A 25,062-nucleotide genomic window follows, 5' to 3' on the forward strand; every position below is an offset into this window, starting at 1 on the left:
CGCCGCGCTTAGCGCGCGAGCATCGTGCTTCGCGCGATCTTTGCGACCAAGCCCGGCATCCCCGGATAGCTCGCCTTATGATATGGCGAGGCGCCGTCGAGCGCAGCGCTAATCCGTCGATGTGCCTCGCCGAGCGAATGATACGGCAGACCCGGCAGCAGGTGATGCAGCGCGTGGTAGCGCAAGCCGACGGGCGCCCACAGCGCCGGTAACGCGGCTGGCGGGGGCACATTCACCGTGTCGAGGTACTGCGCGGTCACCGTCATCGCCTCGCCGTCATTCTCCCACAGATGCGCGACGAGCGTGCGAAGCTGGTTCACCACTGCCACGGCCGACGCGACAGCAAGGATGATTGCGAAAGTCCGCAACGACATCGTGCCAGTAGCAACAAGCGCGATCAGCGACATTGCCCAGACAGCACACGCGGCTTCGATGCGTTTCCATTGCTTCGCCGCATCGCCCTCGGGCATGCGCCGGCGGAAATCTGGGTTAATCGCGAGCGCGGATAAACGCTCTACGACCACGCGGCGCAGCGGCGGCACAATCAGCGACAATGGCGACAGCACGCCGTAACGAAAGATCAACGCCACCGGCGCCAGCGCTGCGACGACGACGAATAGCGGCAGCGACCACGGCTTCATCAGCGCGAGCGGCAGATACTCAGGATCTTCCGACGTGCCGTAACGCGTGCGGGCGTGGTGCAGGTTATGCACGCCTTCGTACATGAACGACGGGACCAGCATCGGCACGCCGATCAGCGCGTTATATCCGGTGCGGAAGCCCGGCAGCGACGCATGCTTCACGTGCGTCAATTCGTGGATGAAGCTCATTCCGCGGTACAGCGCGAGCATCGCAATGGCGCTCGCAAGGATCGTCGCCCAAAGCGAGGTGGCCATGACGGCGACGGCAAGCGCGGCGTACCCGATCACGGCGGACGCAACCAAATCACTCCAGTAGATCGCCGGCCGCGGGGCAGTTAGATCGCGCGTCAGATCGGCGGCAGCCTTTAGCATCGCGCGATCGTCGGCGATCGGCGTGCGCGCCGTCTTCGCGGCGGCGGTCGTACGATCAAGGGTCATCGTGTTCATAGCTGTAGCCATTACCTGAACATAGTGGCGAGACGATGGCTCTAACAGGGGCCGCGGTGGTGCCGCGCGCCGCGGAAAGGCCGCTCGCCATGATCGTTTATGACGATTAGACGACCCGAATGGCTGCTCTGACTATTCGCCCGATCTCGTCGAAACGCGACCGCAAGGCATTCATCGATCTTCCGTTTCGCCTCTATCGCGACGATCCCAATTGGGTACCGCCGCTGAAGGGCGAGGCGCTGGGCCTGATCACACCGGAAAAGAACGGCTGGTACAGCCACGCCAAGGCGCAGCTGTTTCTCGCCGAGCGAAGCGGCAGCGTGGTCGGCCGGATCTCGGCGCATTTCGACACGCTCGCACTCGAAATGCCGGCGACGCGCGGCTTCGGGCCGGGGGCTGGGCAATGGGGGCTGATGGAAGCGGAGGACGAGGGGATCTTCCGTGAGCTGCTGGCGCGCGCCGAACAATGGCTGCGCGAAAATGGTTCGACACGCGCGCTCGGGCCAATTTCGCAATCGGTGTGGGAAGAGCCGGGGTTGCTGACCGAAGGCTATGATCACCCCCCAACGGTGATGATGGGCCATGCGAAACGTGAATATCGCGGCTGGATCGAAGCCGCCGGCTATCGCCCGGTCAAGGAGCTGCTGACCTACGATCTCGACATAACGAAGGACTTCCCACCCATCGTCCAGCGCATCATCCAGTCGGGCGAGAAGAACGCGCGGATCGTCATACGGCAAGTGGACAAATCCCGCTTCGACGAGGAAGCGGCGATCATCCTTGGTATCCTCAACGATGCATGGCGCGACAATTGGGGCTTCGTGCCGCTTACCGAGCCCGAGATCCGCGACGTCGGCGTCAAGCTGAAGCCGATCGTGTTCAATGACCTGATCCGGATCGCCGAGCTCGACGGGCGGCCGGTGGCGTTCATGATCACCCTGCCCGACCTGAACGAGCCGCTGGCGGGCCTTAATGGCTCGCTGCTACCGTTCGGCTGGGCGAAGCTGTTGTTGTGGCTGCGGCGGCCGAAGGTGCGCACGGTCCGCGTGCCGCTGATGGGGGTGGTGAAGGAGCTGCAGGCGTCGCGCCTCGCCAGCCAGCTCGCCTTCATGCTGATCGAATATATCCGCCGCGCGTCGGTGGCGAACTACGGCGCGTCACGCGCGGAGATCGGGTGGATCCTGGACGACAACCAGGGGATGCGCTCGATCGCCGATACGATCGGATGCTCGATCAACAAACGCTATCAGATCTACGAACGCGAACTGTAGGTCGGGCGGTAGCCGGCGCCCTCGCACGCCGGCTATGCCCCGGGCGACGGCCTCAGCGCGCGGCCAGCGGATCCGTGCCCTGAGCGACCCACTGCGCACGGGTCTGGCAGGCCTTGGTTGGCATGAGCGAGCCGGTGTACTTGTCGATGACGCAGACGCGGCGCTGATCGGTGTTCGGATCGATCGAGCTGGACGCAAGGCGCTCGGCAACGGGCGCGATCGGCGCGGGAGCGGCAGCAGGTTCAGGCGAGGCAGCGCCGAAGGCCAGGGCAGCGGCGAGAGCGAACATGGTCATGGTGGCTTCCTTTCAGATCCGGCGGCGCCGTTGCGCTGCCTGCCAAATGCATTGCATCACGCGTGCCAATTGCTCGCGCGACGGGAAATCAATGACTTACAAAACCGGGCCTTGCGGGTGCCGCTGATTGTCGGTGGGGATCGCCACTTCGCGGTGGAAAGCGCCGAACGGCGTTGTGCGCTTCCGGACGACATGGATCAGTAACGTGTCCGGTGGCGGACGAAGGCGGTCGTTACTGGGGGCTCGCGTTCGCTTTAGCGCAAGCGAACCCAGGTCGGCGCATGGTCGCTGGCCTTTTCGCGCCCGCGATATTCCTTGTCGACGCCGGCCTCGACGAGACGGTCGGCGACCGCGGGCGAAAGCAACAAGTGATCGATGCGGAAGCCCGCGTCGCGCTGCCATGCGCCGGCCTGGTAATCCCAGAAAGTCCATACGCGACCGTTCGGATGGCGTACTCGCAACGCGTCGGTCCAGCCCTGCGCGAGCATCGCGCGATAGCCACCTCGGCTTTCGGGCTGCATCAGCGCGTCGCTCGCCATGGCGCGGACCGAGAAGGTGTCGTCGTCGTTGGCGATGACGTTGTAATCGCCGGCCAGCACCGCGGGCACCTCCGCCGCGAGCAGTTCGCGCGCGCGTGCCGACAGCCGCTCGATCCAGCGTATCTTGTAATCAAACTTGGGGCCGGGTTGCGGATTGCCGTTGGGCAAGTAGATCGACGCGATGGTCAGGCCGTCAACGGCGCATTCGAGATAGCGGCTGTGCTCGTCCTCGGGCTCGCCCTGCAGCCCGCGCTGGCGCTCAACCGGATCGGTGCCCTTTGCCAGCACCGCAACGCCGTTGAACCCCTTCTGCCCGTGCCACACCGCGCCATAGCCGGCGTCGCGGATGTCCGCCTCGGGGAAGGTTTCGTCGCTGGATTTCAGTTCCTGCAGGCAGACGATGTCGGGCTGCTGCTCGGCGAAATATTCCAGCAGGCGCGGCAGGCGCGCCTTGATGCCGTTGACGTTGTAAGTGACGATCTTCACGCCCCCGGCCTTACACCGAGAAGCTGGTCCCGCAACCGCAACCCGATGCGGCGACCGGATTGTCGACCTTGAACGCCGCACCGCCCAGCAATTCGACGTAATCGACCGATGCGCCGCGCACGAGATCTAGGCTCACGTCATCAACGACGAGCCGCACGCCATCGGTTTCGACGATCACGTCGCCCGCCTCAGGCGCATCCGCAAAACCGAAGCGATATTGGAAGCCCGAACAGCCACCACCCTCGACTGAAAGGCGCAGGATCGCCGGCTTGTTCTGCTTCGCCGCAATCGCCGCGACGCGCGCCGCAGCCGCGGAGGTAAGGGCGATGTCTGTCGCGAGCGTTTCCATTACGACGAGGTAGGCCTTGCCAAGCCCACCCGCAAGCAGATCAAAGGCCGTCCTGCGCCGCCGGGCCGCTGGTCGAGACCGGGATCTGGCTGACCGAGCGATCCTGCGCCGCCAGCAGGTAATCCGCAGTCGTCAGGAACGGCACCGGGTTCACCGCGTGGTTGTCGATGCGCACTTCATAGTGGAGATGCGGGCCGGTCGAGCGGCCGGTCGAGCCCATCAGGCCGATGATCTGGCCGCGACGGACGCGACCGTTCTCGGTGACGACGATCTTCGACAAATGGCCGTAGCGCGTCGTGATGCCTTTCCCGTGATTGATCTCGACCATGTTGCCGTAGCCGCCCTGGCGATCGGCATGGCTGATGATGCCATCGGCGGTGGCGTAAATCGGCGTGCCGGTAGGGCCGGGGATGTCAACGCCGGCATGCATCGCTGCCGAGCCGCGGAATGGATCGCTGCGGATGCCGAAATTGCTGGTGAAGGTGAGATGCTGAACCGGCTGGACCGACGGGATGGCAATCACGCCTTGCTCGAGCGTGTCGAGCTTCTTCCAGGTCATAAACAGCGAGCGGAACTGTGCGTCGGCGCTTAGATCGGCCGTAGCTTCGGCACTGGCGGCGGGGATCAGCGGACCACCCGTTGCCGCGGCGTTGCGCCCGTCAGACTGTGCGGAGGCGGCCTGCATCGTCTGGCTCGACGCGCTGGCTGCACCACAAGCGGCAAAGCCGACCATCGCAACCGCGGCATTCAGCATTATGCCGCGCGGCGAAATGAAAGCGCAGGCGGCAGCTGCGAGACGGTTGGCCGGTGCGGTAAAGGTGTTGGTCATCGAACCCCGAGCGAATCGTTGATACGAGTGACGCCGAGGCGACCCGACGCGCGTTAATCCGTCTACTGGTCTGGAAGCGGCCCCCCGCACCCTGACAAGGATCACTGACCCGCTCCGCGCGCGTTAAGCAAGTCCGCCGACTTATTCCCGCGTCAGGCCGGGAGAGTCGCGCGGCGAGTCGTTGAAGCGGCATGGATCGCGCTGGAGAATAGCTCGCCGATCAGCGGGTTGGCCACATCCGTCAAAGCGCTTTTGCCGCCTCCAGCACCGCGGCGGCATGGCCCGGCACCTTCACCTTGCGCCATTCGCGCACCAATCCGCCGTCGGCGCCGAACAGGAAGGTCGACCGCTCGATCCCCATGTAGCTTTTGCCATACATCGATTTCTCGACCCAGGTGCCGAACGCCTCGCAAACGCTGCCATCCTCGTCGCTGGCGAGCGGCACGGCGAGATCGTATTTGGCGATGAACTTACCGTGGCTCTTGGGCGAATCCTTCGACACGCCGAGCAGTGCGACGCCAGCGGCGGCGAAATCTCCAGCCAGTGCGGAAAAGTCCTGCGCTTCGCGCGTGCAGCCGGTCGTATCGTCCTTGGGGTAGAAATAGATCACCAGCGGCAGCGGCTGATCGGCGAGGCGCAGCGGTGCGCCATCAGGCGCGGTCAGCGTTACGGGCGGCAACTTGTCCATGCGTCACTCCAGTCCATACGGCGATCACTTCCTGCCGCGCCGCATCGAGCGCCGCAACTACTGCGGCCCAATCCTCGCATCGCAGCGCACGGGCGACCAGCGCGCGTGTCGCCGACGCCTCCGGCTCGGCCGCATCGGGCGCGACGAGCCGCATGGTGACGATCAACCGGGTCAACAGGTTAAGTGCGGCTTGCAGCGGTAGATCGAGCAGTTCGATCGCGCGCGACAGGTCGGGATCAAAGCCGGTCAGCCGCGACAGTTGCGCGACATGGACAGCAAATTCGAGGTCGACGAGCCCGCCCGGGAGCAGCTTCGCATCGAGCGGACCTTGTGGCGGCTTGTGCGCGGCCATCTCCGCTCGCATCGCAACGGCATCGGCGACCACATCGCGTTCCAGTCGGTCACCAGCGAGCACTGCCTGAATAATCGCGGCGAGATCGGCGCGCGCGGCGGCCGAGCCGAACACCGGTCGCGCGCGCGTGAGGGCCATGTGCTCCCACGTCCACGCGCTCTCGCGCTGATACCGCGCGAACGAGTCGATGTTGACGACGAGTGGACCTTGCGTGCCCGACGGGCGCAGCCGCGTGTCGATCGGGTAGAGCGGGCCAGCGGCGGTTGCTACCGAGAGCGCAGCAGTCACGCGCTGCGCAAGGCGATTATAGTAGAGCGTCGCGCCGAGCGGCTTGGGGCCATCGGACTCCGCCGCGAAATCGCCGGTGAAAAGATAGATTAGGTCGAGATCCGATGCGTGGGTCAGCGCGCCGCCGCCGAGCCGGCCAAGCGCGAGGATCACGAACTCGCTGCCCGGCACTTGCCCGTGGGCGCGGGCAAACTCCTCAATCGTCGCGCTGGTGAGCACCTCGATCGCCGCCTCGGCGACGCGCGAATAGCCTGCAGCGACATCGAGCGGATCGGCCACGCCGGCGATGATCTGCGTGCCGAGCGCAAACCGCCGATCCCCCACGACGCGGCGAACATGATCCAGCCGCGCCTGGAAATCGGCGCCGCGTTCTCTCGCGCGCATGTCGGCGGCGAGCGCGGCGACATCGGGCATGGGATCAAAGGCGGTGGCGTCGATCAGCCCGTCGAGCAGGTCGGGGCGGCGCGCGAGTTCCTCCGCCAGCGTCGGCGCGTGGCTGAGCAGTTGCGCAAGCAGCGCGGCGAGCGCCGGCCGCGCTTCGAGCAGGCGGAAGATGTTCACCGCACTCGGCAGCCGTTCGAGCAAGCGATCGAGCCGGACGAGCGCGGCCTGCGGGACCGGCGCGTCGGCCAGCGCGGTGACGAGCCCCGGCAGCACAGCTTCCAGCGCACCCTGCGCGGCGGCGCTGCGCAGCGCCGGATAGCGTCCGGCGCGCCACGCGGCGATCCGCGCCGCTGCGGCCGCCGGATCGTCGAAGCGGGCAGCCGACAGCCGATCCACCAACGTCGCCCCATCGCGGGTCAGCGCGTCGGAGGGTGGCGGCGCAAGGCGATCGAATATCGCTGCCACGCGCGTGACGTGCGGCCGCAGGTGATCGAGCAGCGCGGCGCCGTCGGTGCGGCCATCGAGCAATGCAACGCGGTCGAGCGCCTCCCCCGCCGGCAATTCGTGCGTCTGACGATCGTCGATCATCTGCACGCGATGCTCAGCGGTACGCAGGACGACGTAGGCGTCGGTGAGCGCCGCCGCGTCCGCTGCATCGATCCGTCCTGCCTCAGCCAGCGAGGCAAGCGCGGCGCGCGTGTCGGGAACGCGCAGCGCGGGATCGCGCCCGCCGTGAATCAGCTGATGGATCTGCGCGAAGAACTCGATCTCGCGAATGCCGCCACGGCCGCGCTTCAGATCATAGCCGGGGCCGAATGCCTGGCCTTGCGAATAATGGTCACGGATGCGGCGGGTGATGTCGACGATCTCGCCGATCGCACCGAAATCGAGGCTGCGTCGCCAGATGAACGGGCGGATCGCATCGAGGAAGCGGCGTCCGAGCGCAACGTCGCCGGCAGCCGCACGGGCGCGGATGAAGGCAGCGCGCTCCCATGGCAGCGCTTGCGATTCGTAATAGGTGATCGCGGCCTCGACCGGCAGCGCGATCGGCGTTGCCTCGGGGGTCGGGCGCAGCCGCAGGTCGACGCGCAGGACATAGCCCTCGCCGTCACGCGCCTGAAGCAGTTCGACCACGCGCTTGCCGATCCGTACCGCGGCCTCGATCGGTTCCTCGTTTCGGCGCCTCGGAAGCGTGGCGGGATCGAACAGGAAAATCGGGTCGATATCCGACGAGTAATTGAGTTCGCGGCTGCCCTGTTTTCCAAGCGCAATCGCGACGAACCCGCTCGGCTCGACCCCGGGGGTGCGCTCGGTGATTGCGGTGCGGATTGCAAGGTCGAGCGCCTGGTCGGCGAAGTCACTCAGCCGGTGCGTGACGGCCGAAAGGTCGAACACGCCGGCGAGATCGCCGATCGCTACCCGTAATGCGAGACGCCGGCGTGCGCGGCGCAACGCGGTGCCCACCGGCAAATCGACGTCGATCGAAACAGGCTCGTCAGGCGACCCGCTAGCGAAGTCTGGCTCGCGCTGCAGCAATGTCGCGAGGAACGGCGAGTACCTAGTCGCGCGTGCGATCGCGTCGTGCGTCGACGACAAAGTTGCGATTTCACTTGACAATGAATTCATATCATCGGGTGGCGAAACCTTCCGCCGGGTCGGAGAGTTCTAACCGGCATGATGGCTACCGAACACCGCAAAAATCTCCGTCCGGCGGACGGTTACTTCGTTCGCCGTCCTCGTGCTACCGACGCTGTCGGCCACGCCTTGCGTAACGCCTTCGGCGACGCAGACGATTTGCCGGAGGATTTTGCGCAGTCGCTGGCAGCGCTCGATCAAGCCACCCGCTGCCATTGATCGTCAACGGTCTCGACTGAGTTCGTCGACTTCGTCCATGATCTCGTCGAGCGTTGGCTTTTCGCGGACCAAGCCCTGCGCGGTTCGCGTCGTCATGTCGGTGCCGCTCATCAACGTTTCGAGCGCAACCCGACCGCGCGCAACGCGACTCTTGATCGTGCCGACTGCAACGCCGCAAATTTCGGCTGCTTCTTCGTAGGCGAAGCCGCCAGCTCCCACCAGAATAAGCGCCTCACGCTGGGGCTGCGGTAGGTGAAGCAAGGCGCGTTGCATGTCCGCCAGCTCGACGTGCTTATCCTGGCTTGCAGGAGCGGCCAGGAGCCGATCAGCCACGAGATCGTCCCACTCTCCCTTGAAGCGCGCCCGGCGCATCTGTGACAAATAAAGATTGCGCAGGATGATGAAGGTCCACGCACGCATGTTCGTACCGGCTTGGAAGCGCTTGCGCGCCGCCCAAGCCTTCAACAGCGTCTCCTGTACCAGATCGTCTGCGAGGTCGCGGTTGCCCGAAAGCGAGCGCCCGAACGCGCGCAAATGCGGAATAACCTGCCCAAGTTGCTGCTTGAACTCCGGGTCGGAGAGCGAGACGTGCTCGACCGCGGTCTCCACGGCCGCAGCGTCATCGCGCGGTTCAGCGTCGGTCATACTCGGTTGATCGTTCCCCATACCGGTAGGCTCCGGCCCTGCACTGGCAAGATAGGCAGGGCCGGCCACATTTGCCAGCCGCTCGGTCACCATATGCTCCAGCCTACTGCCGCGCGAACAGCAATGCAGCGAAAATGATCACTACAAGGATCAATGAGATGGGGAGAATGTACCGCGTCATATGAGGCGTGGCGCCCGCACGCGCCTCGGTCCCGGTCAGTTCGATCTTTTCATTGTCATCAGCCATGACCGATCAACCCTTCAACATCGTTTTGGCTCCGTATCGACATCACGCAACCGGTGCGGTTGATTGATCGAAGAACAATGCCTGGCTGATCGCAGCCTTCACGGTCGAACGCTGGAACGGCTTGGTGATGAGGAACGTCGGTTCGGGCCGCTCTCCGGTCAGCAGCCGCTCCGGGAAGGCGGTGATGAAGATAACCGGAACCTGGAATTGGGCGAGGATGTCCTTGACCGCGTCGATCCCCGACGAATCGTCGGCGAGCTGAATGTCGGCGAGAACCAGGCCGGGGCGATCCTCCATCGCAAGTGCTACGGCCTCGTCGCGCGTGACGGCAACGCCAGTCACTTCGTGGCCTAGATCACGCACGATCGTTTCCACGTCCATCGCAATGATCGGCTCGTCCTCGATGATCAGCACGCGGGCGCGGGTCTGGTTCTCGATCTCTGAGAGTGCCTCCGCGACGAGCGCCTCGATCTCGGATGCTTCGACATCGATCAGGTAAGCGGCGTCCTCGATCGAGAAACCTTCCATCGCAGTCAGCAGCAGCGCCTGACGCGACAGCGGCGTCATCCGTGCGAGGCGCGCGCGGGCTACCGCCTCCTGATCGTCAACGTCACCGGGATCGACATCCTCGTCGCCGTTGGTCGAATTCCAGATCGCCTGGAAGGTGCGATACAGACCAAGGCGCGGATCGACGTCGCGCGGGAACTCCTCCGGGGCAGCGACGATCGCCTCGAGCGTTGCGCGCACATATTTGTCGCCATGCGACTGGCTGCCGGTGAGCGCCCGGCCATAACGACGCAGAAAAGGCAGATGCGGGGCGAGCTGTTGTCCAAGCGACATGAGGCGAGACGACTCCCAGGAATTAATGAGGTGGCTTTGCGCGCCATTCCTCGAATGATCAACGTCGCGGTTCGATCCCAAACGACGGTTGGACGCACGACACGACATGCGACGACGGTTTTCGTCGTCGCGGCATGGAACCATCGAACCGCTTTTTGGTTTCACGAACGCTGGCACGCAATCAGAGGCTGGTAGACGGGCCTGATTCCGGCCAAGGCATAACTTCATTTCACGGAACAGGTGTTTCGGGGGGCAGCGTTGGTTTCGGACAAGGAAGCGTCAGTTAAGCCGGGGAAGAAGGGCAGCGCCGCTGCCCAGGCGAAAGACCGGGATATGGGCGCCGCGCTGCGTTCGGTATACCAGAAGACGGTCGACGAGACTGTTCCCGACGAGATGATTTCGCTTCTCGGAAAGCTAGATTAAACCAAACTCCATGGCAGACGCGGCGGACGATTCGCGCGTTGGCGCGATGTCGCCGACGTTCATGATGCGCTGGCCGACCGGCGCAAAGCTGCTCGTCATCCTTTCGATCGCATTGCTGCCACTGGCGGTAATCGCCGTTTTCGCGACGTTACGCATTACGCAGATCGCCGACACCGAAGCGCGCGCGGGTTTGCGCGTCGCCTCCGCTGAGAGCAGCCGATCGATCGCGATCGAATTGATCGGAGACATGACCGCCTTGCGGGTTGCGGTCGATGCGCTCGAGATCGATCAGCGCGACGCGCCGAGCTGCGCGCGCGTGCAGGGCGTGTTTGCGCAACAAGCTGCCAATGGCGCGCGGTTCGCCATCTTCGATCGGCGCGGGCAGTTACTGTGCGGCACCGGCTTTGATGGCGCGCATGCGACAGCACGGACGGCGCGTGACGCGGCCGTGGCGGCGCAGATTATTCCGGATCGTGGCCTGTTGCTCGGTGTGCTTGGGCAAACGCGGCGCGTGACGGCTGCGGCCTTCTTCCCGACCGAATTTCTTGCTGATTTGAGCGAGCCAAGTGGGTTTTCCTCGGCTTACGCCGCCACGTTGATGAACGACAGCGATACGCTTCAGCTCCAGACGATGCCGCGCGAGAATGCTTTCGAACGTCGTGAGAGCAGCCGGACCGATCTGGGGATCGGCGGTTTGCGATTGACGATGGAGGTGCGCACCGCGCCGATCACATCGCCGCTGGTGTTGGCGTTGTTGTTGCCGCTGGTGATGTGGGTGGCGGCGGCGGGCATCTCCTGGTTCGTCGTTGACCATCTGCTCATCCGTCCGCTGCGACAATTGCGCGCGCACGTTGCCGCCTTCACGCCCGGCGAAGAGCCGGACATCGCGATGGTCCGCGCATTGCCGGCGCAGGAACTGCGCGAATTGGGCGAGACGTTCCGCGCGCTCACCCGCACCGTGGCGATCCACGAGGCCGGCCTTGCCGAGGGGCTGGTGCGGCAAACCAAGCTGACACGCGAAGTCCATCATCGCGTGAAGAATAATCTGCAGGTCATATCGAGCCTCATCAACTTTCATTCGCGCGGCGCAAAGACGCCGGAGGCGACGCAGGCCTATTCGTCGATTCAGCGCCGCGTCGATGCGCTGGCAGTGGTGCACCGCAACCATTTTGCAGAGATGGAGGAAAATCGGGGCTTGGGATTGCGGCCGATGCTCGGCGAGCTCGCATCGAACATCCGGGCGACCGCCCCCGAGGGCACGCAGCTGCGGATCCAGCTCGATATCGATCCGTATCTCGTGACGCAGGATGTCGCAGTGGCCGTGGCGTTCATCGTGACCGAGATGATCGAACTCGCGCTGACGTGCGATCCCGCCGCGCAGCTGCGCTTGTCGATGAAGGAGTCCGCTGAACCGGGCCGCGCCACGCTGCGCGTGTCGTCTCGCGCTTTGATCGAAAGCCCTGAGCTGCGCGAGGGCCTCGCCACCCGGTTCGGTCGCGTGATCGAAGGACTGTCACGGCAGTTGCGCGCGCCGTTGCATCATGATCCGCTAGCAGGCGCCTATGAGATAACGATCGCGGTACTCGGGCGGGACTGAACCTCGCAAGGGGTGAAAAAATTCTTCGGGCGACAGGAAATTATCGGAACCGTCCATTTCGAGCGACGTTGTCTACTTCGGATAGCGACCTTATGCCCCCCCGCTCTCGCTATCCACGACATAGGCCCGGAAGCGTCAACCCTCCCCCCCCCCGGTGACGCCTCCGGGCCTTATTCTTTCAGGGGCATACATCCACTCACATCAAGCCGGCCGTCGGAACGAAGCGCGCCATTGCGCATTGCCTATTCGGCAGGTCGCCGCGTCAGGAGGAAACATCGATGAAGAAGTTGATCGGAACGTTCGTGGTGGCCGGTGCGCTGCTGATCTCGGCATGCAACACGGTTCGCGGCGCTGGCCAGGATGTCTCGTCCGCCGGTGACGCAGTCTCGAACGCCGTCCAATAACCGCTTCCAGACTTTTACGACTGGTGCAAACAGCGGCGGGCGCGACATCAAGTCGCACCCGCCGTCCGCTTATTCGCTTGCCGTAATCTTCTCGGCAGCACGTGCTCGGCTCCGCTCGGAGAACCAGATCCCGACGAGCGCGAGTTCGTAGAGGAAGCATAGCGGGATCGCGAGTAGCAGCTGCGATCCGACATCTGGCGGCGTCAGCACCGCGGCGATCGCGAACGCGCCCACGATTGCATAGCGCCGCGCCGCAACCAATTGCAGGCGGGTGACGATCCCGGCCCGTTCCAGCAGCATCAGCAGTACCGGCAGCAGGAAGGCGATCCCGAAGCCGAACAGGAACTGCATGATAAACGAGAGGTAATTGCCGATCGCTGGCAGCGCTTCCTGACTCACCCCACCGACATCGCCCTGGAAGCTCAGCAGGAAGTGCAGCGCCATTGGCACGGCGATGTAATAGGCCATCGAAGCGCCACCGATGAACAGCACCGGGGTAGCGAGCAGAAACGGCAGCAGCGCACGCCGCTCGCTGCGATAGAGGCCCGGGGCGACGAACTGCCACAATTGGTTGGCGATGACGGGGAAAGACACCATCATCGCGGCAAAAAATGCGACCTTCACCTGAACGAAAAACGCCTCGAAGATCTCGGTATAAATCAGCTTCGTCTGACCGGCGAGCAGCAGCGGCTGGACCAAAAACGAGAAAATATCGACAGCGAAATAATAGCTGATGCTGAATGCCAGAACGATTGCGGCGATACAGTAAAGCAGGCGGCGGCGAAGCTCGATCAGATGATCAAGCAACGGCGCACGGGAGGCATCGATTTCCTCGTTCATCAGGAAGCCGCCCGGTTCTGTGCGTCGGGGCCCGCAGCGTCCGCGCTCGCCGTATCAGGCGCAGCCGGCTCATCGGCATGTTCCACGACCGGCTTCTCAACCATCACCGGCGCCGGAGTCGATTCGTCGATCGCGATAGCTGGATCAGCATCAACGCCGCTTGGCGGCGTCGGGTCAGGCAGCGCTGGCACACTCGCGGCGGTGGACGAGTGCTCGCGCATAATTCGCTCGTTCTCGGCCTGCCACTTCTTTTCCATGTCGGCGAGTTCGGCCTCGCGGATCATCTCGTCGAAACCGGAGCGGAATTGGCGCGCCACACCGCGCGCCTTGCCGACCCACAGGCCAGCGACGCGCAGCGCCTTTGGCAAATCTTTCGGGCCGATCACCACCAGCGCGACGACGCCCACAACGGCCATTTCGGTAAAATTGAAGTCGAGCATCGGAGTTCCCGGCGCGTGCGACGTTCAGATCAGCGCGCTACCTTGTCCTCGTGGACCACCGTGTCGGCGGCCGGGCGCGCAGCCTGCTGCGCTTCGATGCGCTGCGACGGCTTGGCGGCGACGTCATCGTCGTCCTCCGACATGCCCTTCTTGAAGCTTTTCACGCCCTTGGCGACGTCGCCCATCATGCTCGAGAAACGCCCGCCACCAAGCAGCAGGATAGCGACGATCGCGAGGATCAGAATATGCGGGAGGCTGAAGCTGCCCATGGGTAATCTCCTGAAGTCGTGCTCATCTAGTCGTCATCGTCGGGCTTTTCCACTGCCAGTTGCTCAAACGCGAGATCGACCGGATCGAGCAGGCCCGCGGCACGCAAATCCTCGATCCCCGGGAGGTCACGCCGCGTTTCCAGGCCGAAATGCGCCAAAAAGCCCGGTGTTGTAGCAAAAGTGAGCGGCCTGCCGGGCACTTCGCGGCGTCCCGCGGGGCGCACCCAGCCCGCCTCCATCAGCACGTCGAGCGTACCTTTCGAAATCTGCACGCCGCGAATCGCCTCGACCTCGGCCCGCGTGACCGGCTCATGATACGCGATGATCGCGAGCGTCTCGATTGCGGCGCGGCTGAGCTTGCGCGCCTCCTCGCGATCGCGGCGAAGCAGATGCGCCAGATCTCCGGCGGTTTGGAAGTGCCATCGGTCGCCGCGCCGGACCAGATTCACGCCACGCCCGGCATAATCGTTCGTCAGCTGTTCCAGCGCTTGCCGCACGTCGCCGACGCCGACGTAGCCGCGGATTGCCTCGATCGTCAGCGGTTCCCCGGCGGCGAAGAGCACCGCCTCGACTGCACGAACCATGTCGTCCGGAGGCGTCATTCGGGGGTGCGCAGGTACAGCGGCGCAAACGGGAATGCCTGCCGCAACTCCACCCGCCCCTGCCGCGCCAGTTCGAGCACGGCGAGGAAGCTGGAGGCCAGAGCCGAGCGGCGGAGCGCGCCGTCCGCGCCGGGCGGCAGGAAGCGTTCGATCTCCGACCAGTCGATGTGCGATCCGACCATCTCGGATATTCGCGCGATCGCCGCCTCCAACGTCATCACCTGTCGATCACGAACGACATGCATGACCGGGCGGGTGCGCGCGCTGATCCGGCCATAAGCGGCGATGAGATCGTAGATCTCGGCGGTCCAGCGCGCGGTGCGGATCGTGCGCAGCCCCTCCGGCGAGCGGCGATCGAATACATCGCGGCCGAGCCGATCACGCGCCATTAGCCGCGCGCCCGCCTCACGCATCGCCGCGAGCCGCTCGAGGCGGAGTTGCAACCGCAGCGCCAGTTCCTCCGGGTCCGGCTCGATTTCGGGGTCGCGCGGCAGGAGCAGCGCCGATTTCAAATACGCGAGCCAGGCCGCCATGACGAGATAATCCGCGGCAAGCTCCAGCTTCAGCGTGCGCGCGCGCTCGACATAGGCGAGATACTGCTCGACCAGCGCGAGGATCGAGATCTGCTTGAGATCGACCTTCTGCGCGCGCGCGAGGTTGAGCAGCAGATCGAGCGGGCCCTCCCAGCCGTCGAGATCGAGCGTCAGCTGGTCGTCGTTCACACTCCCGACACTATGCAAGCGCCAGGAGCGCGTCGCGCTTGGCGATCTGCGCAGCGAAGTCCCCCGCACCGGGGCTGGCGCTCGCCATCGCCGCATCCAGCCGAGCGCGCGAGCGCGGCGCGATATCGCCCAGCCGTCCGGCGATCTCGACCATCTCAGGCATCCGCGCCCAGCAATCGAGTACCACGTCGCACCCGGCGGCGATTGCCCCGGCGGCCTTTTCGCCCGGTGTGCCGGACAGCGCCTTCATATCGATGTCGTCGGTCATCAACAGCCCGTCGAAGCCGATGCGGCCGCGGATCACGTCCTCGATCACGATCGGCGAGAGCGTCGCCGGGCGATCCTTGTCCCACGCCTCGAACACGATGTGGCTCGTCATCCCCATCGGCGCACCGGCGAGCGCACGGAACGGCGCCAAATCTTCTTCGAGGTCCGCGTCGGAGGCAGTGACGGTCGGCAAATGATGGTGCGTATCGACGATCGCGCGACCGTGACCGGGCATGTGCTTGACCACACCGACCACGCCCGCCGCGGCAAGCCCCTCCAGCGTCGCGCGCCCCATTGCGGCGACGCGCATCGGCTCGCTGCCGTAAGCGCGGGTCGTGATGGCATCGGTCGTGTCGGCGCGCGCCACGTCGAGCAGCGGCAGGCAATCGACGGTGATGCCGACCTCGGCGAGCATCAGCCCGAGCGCCGTCGCATTCGCCCGCGCCGCCTCGATCGCAGACATCGGCGCGATCTCGTAGAGCGAATCGAAGGCCGGACCGGCGGGAAAGGCCGGCCACTCCGGCGGCCCCATCCGCGCGACCCGCCCGCCTTCCTGGTCGATCAGGATCGCGACGTCACTGCGGCCTTCGAGATCACGCAGCGAATCGGTGAGCGCGCGAAGCTGCGCGCGGTCGACGACGTTGCGCTTGAAGAAGATATAGCCGGCGGGTCGCGCCTCGGCGAAGAAGGCGCGCTCGTCCGCAGTGAGGACCGGGCCGGAGAGGCCGAAGATCACGGGTTTCATAACCAGTGGTTAGCCGTTCCGATTCGTACCGTCACCCCGCGAGGCGGAATACACCCGCCTCATCCCCACCCCGTTCGTGTCGAGTAGGGTTCGAGCGAAGTCGAGACCCGTATCGAGACGGTCAACCAGCCAGATCCCTCGATACGTCATCTCGACAAGCTCGATGACTTTTCGGGACGAACGGTATGGATGTGCGTGTCGGTGTGGGCGCTCAGCTCGTCACGAAGCACTTCTCGCCGGCGACCGTCAGCCGCCCACAAATGTCCGACGCCGCCCCCGCGCTGCCGGCATTCACCTTCAGGCGATACACGTTGCGCCCGTTCACCTCGGCCTGCTGCACCGATTTGCCCAGCGTCGCGACATAGCCGAAGCGCTTGGCGATCGCGCTCCACGCCGCATTGGCCGCCGCTTCGCTCGGGAACGCACCGAGCTGAACGAGCGAGCCGCCCGACGAGGCGCCGGGCACCGGACCCTTGGGCGCAGTCATCGGCGCGGTTGCCGTGAGGCGGCCACCCGAGCCGGGCACGTCGGCCGTCGTACGCGTCGCACCGCCAGTCACCGGCGCAGCGCTGCCCGCGCGGCGCCCGGTGATCGGCGCTTCGGGCACCGCCTTCAGATCGATCGCCGCCGACGAATTTGCACCGGCACTTGCCGCGATGGCGGAGTCCCCCTCGCCCTCAATCTTGAGGCCGCCGGGGTCATCGGGCTTGATCTTGTAATCGCCTTCCTGCGCCGCGATCAGCTCGCCCTGCCCGTCCGGCTGGCGCTGCTGCAGCTTGAAAATGCCGAACACGACGGCCGCCAGCAACGCCAGCCCGAGCAGCACCAGCAGGACGACACGCATGACGCCCGAACCTTCAGGTTCGTCGGGCTCGACCGTCTCGAGCCAGGGCAGCCGGTCCTCGTCCCTGAGATCGATTTCGTCGCTCGCCATGCCTTACATCTCCGAGACCGCCACCACGCCCATGATAGCAAGGCCATTGCGGATAATTTGCCCAACGCCATCCGCCAAGAACAGACGCGCTGCGGTTACCGCATGGTCCTCGGCCACCAGGAAGCGGCGGTCGGGCCGGTCGTTACCGACATTCCACAAAGCGTGAAAGGCGGCTGCCAAGTCATAGAGATAAAAGGCGATCCGGTGCGGTTCGCGTGCCGTTGCGGCAGTCTCCACCATCCGCGGGAACTGGCTCGCGAGCTTCACGAGCGCCAGTTCCTCCGTATCAAGCCGGGACAGGTCGGGCGCCGACACGTCGATATTTGCCTCGGCCGCGCGGCGGCGCAGCGACGCAATGCGCGCATGGGCATATTGGACGTAGAAGACCGGATTGTCCTTGGACGCCTCGACCACCTTCGCGAAGTCGAAATCCATCTGCGCATCCGACCGCCGCGTCAGCATCGTGAAGCGCACGACATCCTTGCCGACTTCGCGCACCACATCGGCCAGCGTGACGAAATTGCCCGAGCGCTTGGACATCTTCACTGGCTCGCCGGCGCGTAGCAGTCGGACCATCTGGACAAGCTTCACGTCGAACCGCGTCTTGCCGCCGGGGCTTTCGGCGGTGAGCGCCGCGACCGCGGCTTGGATGCGCTTCACCGTACCGGCGTGATCGGCACCCCAAATGTCGATTAATTCGTCGGCTGCTTGCGCCTTCTGGAAATGATACGCGAGATCGGCGCCGAAATACGTCCACTGGCCGTTCGACTTCCTGATCGGGCGATCCTGATCGTCGCCGAACTTCGTCGCGCGGAACAACGGCAACTGCACCGGCTCCCAATCGTCGGGCGTCTCACCCTTTGGTGCCTCGAGCACGCCATCATAGACGAGGTCGCGTTCGCGCAGCCACGCCTCGGCGGCCTCGGGCTTGCCGGCTGCCTGCAGCTCGGCTTCGGACGCGAAGAGGTCGTGGTGGATGCCGAGCAGCGCGAGATCGGCCTTGATCAGCACCAGCATCGCAGCGACCGCCCGGGTGCGGAAGGTTACCAGCCATTCGGCTTCGGGCGCATCGACGTAGCGGTCACCGAACTCGGCCGCGAGCTGCTCGCCGACCGGTACGAGATAATCGCCCGGATACAGCCCCTCAGGAATCGCGCCGACATGCTCGCCAAGCGCCTCGCGATACCGCAGGTGCGCCGAGCGCGCGAGCGTATCGACCTGCCCACCCGCGTCGTTGACGTAATATTCGCGGATCACGGTGTTCCCGGCGAATTCGAGCAGCGCGGCCAAAGCATCGCCGACCACCGCGCCGCGGCAATGGCCCATGTGCATCGGCCCTGTCGGGTTGGCCGAGACATATTCGATGTTCACCGTCGTCCCCTGCCCGCGCGTCGAACGGCCGTAGTCGGCACCGGCCGCGGCAATCGCTGCCAGCTCGGCGCGCCAGCTCTCGTCGACCAGCCGCAGGTTGATAAAGCCGGGGCCGGCGACCTCGACCGCAGCGACCTCGTCCAACTGGCCCAATTCGGCCGCGATCTTCTCGGCGAGCGCGCGGGGGCTGGTCTTTGCTGCCTTGGCGAGGACCATCGCGGCATTGGTCGCGAGATCGCCATGCGATGCGTCGCGCGGCGGCTCGACCGTCACGTTGCGGCGATCGATCGCGGCGTCGAGATCGCCGGCGGCAACAAGGGCGTCGAGCGCCGCGTCGACGTGCGCGGCGAAGCGTGGGTAAAGCGTCATGGCAGCCATTCGGTTGATGAGAGGCGCGGGCGATAGACGATGCCGCCGCTTGCGACAAACGCCCGGGCGCGATTGCAGTTACTGCAATCGTAAACGCGCATTTTGCGATCGTCATGCCGCAGTGCAGCATTCATTGTGCACTCGCGAAATACAGGAGGGGGTGCCGGGGTTCCATATAGGGGAAATCCGATGCGCAAGCTGATCACCACTGCCGCTTTTCTGACCGTTCTCGTGCCCGTCGCCGCCCAGGCTGAAGAAGCCAAGACCTTCCAGCACGAGCGCGACACCTATGTCTATAAGACGGCCGCTGGCCGCAACGGCACCACTGTCATCACCGGCCGCCGCATGGGCGGCGAGCGCTTCCGTCTCGTCCTGAATGGCGCGCGCGTCTCGGGCACCGTCGGCGCCACGCCGGTCGCGTTCCGCGTTGCACAGGGCAGCGCGCTGTCGACGCTCGCCGCTAACTGATCGGACTTGGGGGTGCGGGTTGGAGCGATCCGACCCCTCCGTTCGTGTCGAGCGCAGTCGAGACACTTGCTCCAAGCGCCGTCGCTTGTGGCTGTCCCTCGACTTCGCTCGGGACGAACGGTGGCATAGTACGGCCAGGTGCTCGCCGATCAGGCCATCAGCCCCATGATCGGCGCACGCTGATCGATTACCGGGAACAGCGCCGCTCCTGCACGCTCCGGATCCAGCGCATAATGCCCCGCCACGGCGCCGGCGATCATGTCGTCCAGCCGCATCGTCGGCTTGAGATCGCGCCCCTCGTACAGTGCCGCGGGCGCAAGGCCCGGCCAGTCGGCAAGCACGCGCCCGCCCTTCACTCCACCGCCGAACAGCATCGCCGCCGCGCCCGTGCCGTGATCCGTCCCGCCAGTGCCGTTCACCGCCACCGTCCGGCCGAACTCGGTCGCGACGAGCACCAAAGTGTCGTTCCACACGGGGCCTAGCCCCGCCTGTAGCGCCGCGACCATCGCATCCAGCCCTTTGAGCTGAGCACCGAGCCGGCCCTTCTGGCCGCTATGCGTATCCCACCCGCCCGTCTCGATCATCGCAACGCGCGCGCCATCCGCCGGCAGCAGCAGCTTGGCCGCGAGCGAGCCGGTCGCCGCAGCGTTGCGGCCATTGTCCTGTGCAAGATCGCCTGCGAGCTGGCGCGTGTCCATTGCGTCGCTCCACAGTTCGTGGAGCTGCGCATCGCCCTGGTACAGCATCGTCACACGCTGCAGCAGATCGTCCGAAGCATCCGGCAGCACCGAAGGCGCGTAGCTCGCCACTTCGTGCGGGCCGCGCAACGCGGTTGGCACGGTGGCGGAGACGGCGATCGCGCGCGCGCCATCCTGCGGCAGCAGGCCGAGCAGACGGTTCATCCACCCGTCCTTCGCCTGATAGGCCGATGCGCCGCCCGTCTCGAGCACGTTCTGCCCGTCGAAATGCGAGCGATCGCGGTACGGCGAGGCGATCGCGTGAACGAACAGCGCCTGCCGCTTACGGTACAGCGCGGCGGCGTTCGTCATGTTGGGGTGCAACGCGAACATCGCATCGAGCTTCGTGGCGCCCGCGATGTCGTCCGCGAATGCATTGCCCCGCAAGCTCGCGAACGCCGGATCGCCTACAGGCATTAGCGTGCCAAGCCCGTCGGCCGCGCCGCGCTGGATGATGAAGACGAAACGGCGCTCTGTCGCGGCTCGGGCGAAGGCCATGCGCGGCGCCATGCCGGCGGCGAGCGTGCTCAGCGCACCACCGATCAGGAAGGAACGACGATCGAACATCCGATTATCTCCGCATCATCTCTGGCGCGACTAGCAACAGCGCAAGCGCCTGGCCGGGACTCTCGGCGCGGCGCAGCGCCTCCGCGGTCGCCGGCGTCAGCGCATCGGGGAACAGCCGTGTGGCGAGCGCGCGCGCGTCGACCTCGGGACTGCGCTGCGCGATCCGCTCCGCCGCCTCGACGCGGCGCATGAGCGCGTCCGACCCGGCCCAGGTCGATGCGGTATCGTCGAACCCGTTGGGCTGCCCGGGCTTCCAAACCTGCTGCCCAAGCTGCGCCTGCAGCCCGATGCCCGATACCGGCACACCTCCCTGCACGCCGGTCGCGCGGAGCGCGGCGATTGACCATTCCCACGGGCTGCGAAACTTGAGCGGCTGCGGCGCCCATGCTTCGGGCGAGGCAATGATCGCGCGATAGATCGTCGGCAGATCGCCGTCGGACTTGACGAACGCCGCCTCCAGCCGTGCCACCATCGCCGGCGGCGGCGCGTCACCGGCGAAATGCCTGGCGAGCTTGGTCGCGATGTGAGTCGCCGTCGCCGGTCGGCGGGCGAGGTCGTTGAGCACCGCCTGCGCCTGATCCCCTCCGGTCTGTGGATAACGTGTGCCCAGGATCGTTCGCGTGCCCGGCTCATGGATTTCGGCCACGAATCCGAAGTCGCCCGTCGTCTGCCGACGGCCGGCGCGGCGGCCAAGGCCGGGAACCGTCGACCCCGTCATCGCGCGCGCGAGTTCGGTAACGTCCGTTTGGGTATAGCCGGTCCGCACCCCCAGCGTGTGCAGCTCGAGGATCTCGCGCGCCAGATTCTCATTCAGCCCGCGCTTGCGCTCTGCGACGCGCGGGCGCTGGCCGAAGCTGCTGTTCGGGCCAATCGAACCGGATTGGTTGAGATACAGCAGCATCGCCGGATGCCGTTCGGCCGCAAGGAGCAGATCGGCGAACCGCCCCATGACGTTCGGGCGGATCGCATCGAATTCGAACGCACCCGCAAGCGAGGCGACCGGAGGGTTCTCGGCAGACACCGCGAAGTGATTGGCCCAGAAATGCACCAGCCGCTCCACGAACGGCGCCGTCGAGGTCAGCGCGATTGCGATGCGGGCATCCACCGCATCATTATAGTGCAGCCGCAAATCGCGCCGTGCATCGCGCCGCATCGCCATCGCGGCGGGTATGCTTTCGTCGCCCGCATCGGCCATTCCCTCCGCTGGCAAACGCGCGTTTATCGGCGCGGCCATGTCCTCCGCCGGTTGCAATCGGCCCGCGCGCCTCACGTCACGCCCACGTGCCTGATACTCGCCGATGTCAGCAACGATCGTCGCGGTCGCTGAGATCGACCGCAGCGCCGCCGGCCGCGACTCGTAGCGTGTCAGCTGTGCCGCCAGCCAGCCGCGCGCATCGCCCGGCACGGTATCGTCAGGCCGCGCGCCAAGACCAAAGCGGTTTAGCGCGATCGATCGCTCACTCACTCACAATCTCCTTCGCCACTCGTCTGTACGCGAAGATTGTCGCACGGATGTGCCGAGCGCAGGAGAATCGATCCGATCAGCCGGGCAACCCGGAGTCGCTCGTCGCGCTGATCGCATGCTTTGGCTGGGACGACATCGTGCGTGCAAGCGTCTCGAACCGATCGCCATCGATGCGGATTTCGTTGAACGCCGGCGGAGACTCGCGCACCCGCTTGGAAAGTGTGCCCGCGCCAATCAGCCGCACCGTCCAGTCGCCGCGGCGATAAGGCACGTCGAACGGATCGTGTACATGCCCCGAAAGCACGGCATGCGCACCGGCATCCGCCAACGCATCGAGCGCCTGCTGGCCCTTGCGCGTGCGCGCGGTGCCGCGCGTGCCTGTCTCGATCAATGGATGGTGCCCGGCGATGAAGATCAGATTGCCCTTCGGCGCCTTCGCCACCAATTCCAGCGCACGGCTCAGCGCGCCATCGCTGACATAGCCCTTGGACCAATTCAGGCGCCATTGCGCGCGCGCAGTCGTCTTGAACGGGATGATCGAGATACCCGGCAAGTCGAGCGGTTGTTCGATCATTCGCTCGGCCGCGCCATAGCGCTTGTATGGGGCAAAGATCCGACGCAGCGGATCCCAATAATAGGGCAGATCGTGATTGCCGACCTCGATTGTCACCGGCACGCCGAGCGAGCGGAGCCAGTTGCCGCCGTCGTCGAACTCGCTCCGCTTGGCGCGCATCGTCAAATCGCCGGTCATGATCACGGCATCGGGCCGTTCATCGGCGACACACGCCTCGAACCAGGCGAGCGCATCAGGATCCTCGGCACCGAAGTGCACGTCACTAACGTGAAAAAGCTTCATCGGCATCGCCAACGCGCTGCCCGCAAAATGGTTCGAGGGTCAACCGTGTCGGAGGCGAACGCGACGATCAGCCGCGGCGATGCTTCCCGCCATATTGCTTGCCAATATAGCCGCCAATCCGCGCCATTTCCTCCGCCGCAGCGCGGCTCGCCTCAGCGGCGCAGGGCAGTGGATCACGGTCCGCGAGGGTCGCGCGCATCGCCACGCGATCGCACAACGTTTCGATATCCGCACGGGTGAGGATGTTCTTCTCGCGAAGCAGGCAGAGCAGGCTCTGCAAGATCACGGTTGCTTCATCGCCCGCGCGCGTTTCCGGCAACATGGCTACTCTCCTATTTTCTCGACGGGAGAGTAACCGATTGGTGCCCGCGCGCAAGCGCCTCAGTTAAGTCCGCCGCCTAACGCGCGATACAATTCGACCAGATTGCTCGCCCGCGCCTGCCGCGTGGTTACCAACTGCTGCTGCGCGGCATACGACGTGCGCTGGGCATCGAGCGCAACGAGGAACGAATCGACGCCAGCGCGGTAGCGCGCGTCCGACAATCGCGCGGCCACTTGCGCCGCCTCGGCCCGCGCGGTCTGCGCTGCGAGTTGCTCGCCGATCATGCCGCGCTGCGCCAGCGCGTCCGACACTTCCCGGAACGCGGTCTGAACCGCCCGCTCGTAGGTGGCGACCGCCACTTGCTGCGACGCGCGGGCATATTCGAGATTGCCGGCATTGCGTCCGCCATCAAACAGCGGCAGCCCGAGCGATGGCGCGCCCGAATAGGTGAAGCTGCCACCACCGAAGAGCCCCGCTAGCGCGGTCGAGAGCGTGCCGATCGAGGCGGTCAGCGAGATGGTCGGGAAGAAGGCCGCACGCGCGGCGCCGATATTGGCGTTCTCCGCAATCAGCTGATGCTCGGCCTGCAGCACGTCCGGACGGCGCAGAAGCACTTGCGAGGAAAGGTCGCCTGGCAACGCGTCGCGCGTCGGCACGTCGGCGCCGATTCCGCTCGGCAATTGCTCCGCCGGGATGGTCGTGCCGACGAGCAGATTGAGCGCATTCTGATCCTGTGCAAGCCGCGTCTGGATCGTCGCAATGTCGTTGCGCGCCGCCTGATAGTTCGTCTCGGACTGTCGCGCCTCCAGTTCGGAGGCGACGCCGATGCGGAATTGCGCGCGCGTCAGTTCCAGCGACTGCTCGAAAGCCTTCAGCGTCTCACGGCTGATTCTCAGCTGTTCCTGATCCGCCGCCATCGTCAGCCACGCAGTCGCGATTTCCGCGATCAGGCTGATCCGCGCCGAGCGCTGCGCTTCCTCCGAGGCGAAATAGCGCTCCTGCGCCGCTTCGCTGAGATTGCGGACCCGGCCGAACAGATCGAGCTCGAACGCTGAGAAGCCTGCGCTTAGTGAATAGATCTCGAGGTTCGACGAGGTCGAGCCTGCCCCAGCGCCGCCGGCAGCGCCCCCGGCCGCACCACCCCCGGCGCCAAAGATATTGTTCGTGAACGTCGACGATCCCGACAGCGACGTGGAGGGCACCCGATCCGCGCGCTGGACGCGATATTGCGCGCGCGCCTGCAGCACGTTGCCGGCCGCGATGCGCAAATCGCGATTGTTGGCGAGCCCGGTCTCGATCACTTGCCGCAGCCGCGGATCGAGGAAGAAATCGCGCCAGCCGATCGCGGTGACATCCGGCGCATCGGTCGCGGCGCGCGGGTACACCCCACCTTCGGGGAGCGCGACCGGCACCGCGCCGCCCGGGCGCACATATTTCGGCGCAAGGTTGCAGCCCGACAGCGCGGTGGCGAGCGCCAGCGCGGCGAGAATGGAACGGCGGTTCATGCTA

At 65.5% G+C, this 25,062-nt stretch carries 29 protein-coding genes; 6 read left to right on the forward strand and 23 right to left on the reverse strand.

What is annotated here, in order from left to right; genetic code table 11:
* Positions 1-8: 8 nt before the first annotated feature.
* Positions 9-1,088, reverse strand: a complete 1,080-nt coding sequence (locus tag LLW23_RS02225) for a fatty acid desaturase family protein (protein ID WP_228947164.1) — start codon at positions 1,086-1,088, stop codon at positions 9-11.
* A gap of 119 nt (positions 1,089-1,207) precedes the next feature.
* Between LLW23_RS02225 and LLW23_RS02230 the strand changes: the two genes are divergently transcribed.
* Positions 1,208-2,359, forward strand: coding sequence for an N-acetyltransferase (locus tag LLW23_RS02230; RefSeq protein ID WP_228947165.1), 1,152 nt, complete (start codon positions 1,208-1,210; stop codon positions 2,357-2,359).
* 52 nt (positions 2,360-2,411) lie between these two features.
* On the opposite strand, the gene LLW23_RS02235 is transcribed toward LLW23_RS02230, so the two are convergent.
* The 6 genes from LLW23_RS02235 to LLW23_RS02260 form a co-directional block, all read right to left on the reverse strand.
* Complete coding sequence (locus LLW23_RS02235) at positions 2,412-2,654, reverse strand: hypothetical protein (RefSeq protein WP_228947166.1); 243 nt, start codon at positions 2,652-2,654, stop codon at positions 2,412-2,414.
* 254 nt (positions 2,655-2,908) lie between these two features.
* Positions 2,909-3,679: an exodeoxyribonuclease III gene (gene xth, locus LLW23_RS02240; RefSeq protein WP_228947167.1), complete on the reverse strand. Its 771-nt coding sequence runs from the start codon at positions 3,677-3,679 to the stop codon at positions 2,909-2,911.
* Between the two features lie 10 nt (positions 3,680-3,689).
* Positions 3,690-4,028, reverse strand: coding sequence for an iron-sulfur cluster insertion protein ErpA (gene erpA, locus LLW23_RS02245; RefSeq protein WP_228947168.1), 339 nt, complete (start codon positions 4,026-4,028; stop codon positions 3,690-3,692).
* Between the two features lie 40 nt (positions 4,029-4,068).
* Complete coding sequence (locus LLW23_RS02250; RefSeq protein ID WP_408642006.1) at positions 4,069-4,857, reverse strand: M23 family metallopeptidase; 789 nt, start codon at positions 4,855-4,857, stop codon at positions 4,069-4,071.
* 241 nt (positions 4,858-5,098) lie between these two features.
* Positions 5,099-5,545: a peroxiredoxin gene (locus LLW23_RS02255; protein WP_228947169.1), complete on the reverse strand. Its 447-nt coding sequence runs from the start codon at positions 5,543-5,545 to the stop codon at positions 5,099-5,101.
* A complete protein-coding gene (locus LLW23_RS02260) occupies positions 5,508-8,186 on the reverse strand; it encodes a bifunctional [glutamine synthetase] adenylyltransferase/[glutamine synthetase]-adenylyl-L-tyrosine phosphorylase (protein WP_228947170.1) in 2,679 nt (892 codons plus the stop codon). Before LLW23_RS02260 ends, LLW23_RS02255 begins: the two co-directional genes overlap by 38 nt.
* 57 nt (positions 8,187-8,243) lie before the next feature.
* Here LLW23_RS02260 and LLW23_RS02265 point away from each other — a divergent pair, with 57 nt between their 5' ends.
* Positions 8,244-8,423: a hypothetical protein gene (locus LLW23_RS02265; protein WP_228947171.1), complete on the forward strand. Its 180-nt coding sequence runs from the start codon at positions 8,244-8,246 to the stop codon at positions 8,421-8,423.
* 3 nt (positions 8,424-8,426) lie between these two features.
* On the opposite strand, the gene LLW23_RS02270 is transcribed toward LLW23_RS02265, so the two are convergent.
* From LLW23_RS02270 to LLW23_RS02280, 3 genes are all read right to left on the reverse strand, one after another.
* On the reverse strand, positions 8,427-9,068 hold the full coding sequence (locus LLW23_RS02270; RefSeq protein WP_228948439.1) for a sigma-70 family RNA polymerase sigma factor: 642 nt from the start codon (positions 9,066-9,068) through the stop codon (positions 8,427-8,429).
* Between the two features lie 103 nt (positions 9,069-9,171).
* Positions 9,172-9,315 carry a hypothetical protein gene (locus LLW23_RS02275; RefSeq protein WP_228947172.1) on the reverse strand — a complete coding sequence of 48 codons (144 nt, stop codon included), beginning with the start codon at positions 9,313-9,315 and terminating at the stop codon, positions 9,172-9,174.
* Positions 9,316-9,357: 42 nt separating this feature from the next.
* A complete protein-coding gene (locus tag LLW23_RS02280) occupies positions 9,358-10,155 on the reverse strand; it encodes a response regulator (RefSeq protein WP_228947173.1) in 798 nt (265 codons plus the stop codon).
* Positions 10,156-10,413: 258 nt separating this feature from the next.
* Here LLW23_RS02280 and LLW23_RS02285 point away from each other — a divergent pair, with 258 nt between their 5' ends.
* The 3 genes from LLW23_RS02285 to LLW23_RS02295 all read left to right on the forward strand — a co-directional run bounded on the left by LLW23_RS02285 (position 10,414) and on the right by LLW23_RS02295 (position 12,579).
* A complete protein-coding gene (locus LLW23_RS02285; RefSeq protein WP_228947174.1) occupies positions 10,414-10,578 on the forward strand; it encodes a NepR family anti-sigma factor in 165 nt (54 codons plus the stop codon).
* A 10-nt stretch (positions 10,579-10,588) separates the two neighbouring features.
* The gene (locus tag LLW23_RS02290) at positions 10,589-12,175 is read left to right on the forward strand and encodes a sensor histidine kinase (RefSeq protein ID WP_228947175.1); all 1,587 of its coding nucleotides are present in this window, start codon (positions 10,589-10,591) and stop codon (positions 12,173-12,175) included.
* A gap of 278 nt (positions 12,176-12,453) precedes the next feature.
* Positions 12,454-12,579: an entericidin A/B family lipoprotein gene (locus tag LLW23_RS02295; RefSeq protein ID WP_228947176.1), complete on the forward strand. Its 126-nt coding sequence runs from the start codon at positions 12,454-12,456 to the stop codon at positions 12,577-12,579.
* Between the two features lie 69 nt (positions 12,580-12,648).
* Here the strand turns inward: LLW23_RS02295 and tatC are convergent, their stop codons facing one another.
* The 8 genes from tatC to argS all read right to left on the reverse strand — a co-directional run bounded on the left by tatC (position 12,649) and on the right by argS (position 19,138).
* Entirely contained in the window at positions 12,649-13,419 is a 771-nt protein-coding gene (gene tatC, locus LLW23_RS02300) for a twin-arginine translocase subunit TatC (protein ID WP_228947177.1), read from the reverse strand.
* Complete coding sequence (gene tatB, locus LLW23_RS02305; protein WP_228947178.1) at positions 13,419-13,859, reverse strand: Sec-independent protein translocase protein TatB; 441 nt, start codon at positions 13,857-13,859, stop codon at positions 13,419-13,421. The genes tatC and tatB overlap by 1 nt, the downstream gene beginning before the upstream one ends.
* Positions 13,860-13,888: 29 nt before the next feature.
* Complete coding sequence (locus LLW23_RS02310) at positions 13,889-14,128, reverse strand: twin-arginine translocase TatA/TatE family subunit (RefSeq protein WP_228947179.1); 240 nt, start codon at positions 14,126-14,128, stop codon at positions 13,889-13,891.
* Between the two features lie 26 nt (positions 14,129-14,154).
* Positions 14,155-14,730: an SMC-Scp complex subunit ScpB gene (gene scpB, locus LLW23_RS02315; RefSeq protein ID WP_228947180.1), complete on the reverse strand. Its 576-nt coding sequence runs from the start codon at positions 14,728-14,730 to the stop codon at positions 14,155-14,157.
* Positions 14,727-15,452 carry a segregation and condensation protein A gene (locus tag LLW23_RS02320; protein ID WP_228947181.1) on the reverse strand — a complete coding sequence of 242 codons (726 nt, stop codon included), beginning with the start codon at positions 15,450-15,452 and terminating at the stop codon, positions 14,727-14,729. Before LLW23_RS02320 ends, scpB begins: the two co-directional genes overlap by 4 nt.
* A 10-nt stretch (positions 15,453-15,462) precedes the next feature.
* The gene (locus tag LLW23_RS02325; RefSeq protein WP_228947182.1) at positions 15,463-16,464 is read right to left on the reverse strand and encodes a glycoside hydrolase family 3 N-terminal domain-containing protein; all 1,002 of its coding nucleotides are present in this window, start codon (positions 16,462-16,464) and stop codon (positions 15,463-15,465) included.
* 211 nt (positions 16,465-16,675) lie between these two features.
* A complete protein-coding gene (locus tag LLW23_RS02330; RefSeq protein ID WP_228947183.1) occupies positions 16,676-17,398 on the reverse strand; it encodes an SPOR domain-containing protein in 723 nt (240 codons plus the stop codon).
* A 3-nt stretch (positions 17,399-17,401) separates the two neighbouring features.
* Positions 17,402-19,138: an arginine--tRNA ligase gene (gene argS, locus LLW23_RS02335; protein WP_228947184.1), complete on the reverse strand. Its 1,737-nt coding sequence runs from the start codon at positions 19,136-19,138 to the stop codon at positions 17,402-17,404.
* Between the two features lie 189 nt (positions 19,139-19,327).
* Between argS and LLW23_RS02340 the strand changes: the two genes are divergently transcribed.
* Positions 19,328-19,606, forward strand: coding sequence for a hypothetical protein (locus tag LLW23_RS02340; RefSeq protein ID WP_228947185.1), 279 nt, complete (start codon positions 19,328-19,330; stop codon positions 19,604-19,606).
* Positions 19,607-19,755: 149 nt separating this feature from the next.
* On the opposite strand, the gene LLW23_RS02345 is transcribed toward LLW23_RS02340, so the two are convergent.
* From LLW23_RS02345 to LLW23_RS02365, 5 genes are all read right to left on the reverse strand, one after another.
* Positions 19,756-20,910: a DUF1501 domain-containing protein gene (locus LLW23_RS02345; RefSeq protein WP_228947186.1), complete on the reverse strand. Its 1,155-nt coding sequence runs from the start codon at positions 20,908-20,910 to the stop codon at positions 19,756-19,758.
* Positions 20,911-20,914: 4 nt separating this feature from the next.
* Positions 20,915-22,375: a DUF1800 domain-containing protein gene (locus LLW23_RS02350; protein ID WP_228947187.1), complete on the reverse strand. Its 1,461-nt coding sequence runs from the start codon at positions 22,373-22,375 to the stop codon at positions 20,915-20,917.
* A 76-nt stretch (positions 22,376-22,451) separates the two neighbouring features.
* Positions 22,452-23,231: a metallophosphoesterase family protein gene (locus tag LLW23_RS02355; RefSeq protein WP_228947188.1), complete on the reverse strand. Its 780-nt coding sequence runs from the start codon at positions 23,229-23,231 to the stop codon at positions 22,452-22,454.
* Positions 23,232-23,298: 67 nt separating this feature from the next.
* Entirely contained in the window at positions 23,299-23,553 is a 255-nt protein-coding gene (locus LLW23_RS02360) for a hypothetical protein (protein WP_228947189.1), read from the reverse strand.
* A gap of 59 nt (positions 23,554-23,612) precedes the next feature.
* Positions 23,613-25,058 carry an efflux transporter outer membrane subunit gene (locus tag LLW23_RS02365; protein WP_408642007.1) on the reverse strand — a complete coding sequence of 482 codons (1,446 nt, stop codon included), beginning with the start codon at positions 25,056-25,058 and terminating at the stop codon, positions 23,613-23,615.
* Between the last annotated feature and the right edge of the window lie 4 nt (positions 25,059-25,062).

Source organism: Sphingomonas radiodurans (assembly GCF_020866845.1).
Taxonomy (GTDB): domain Bacteria; phylum Pseudomonadota; class Alphaproteobacteria; order Sphingomonadales; family Sphingomonadaceae; genus Sphingomonas; species Sphingomonas radiodurans.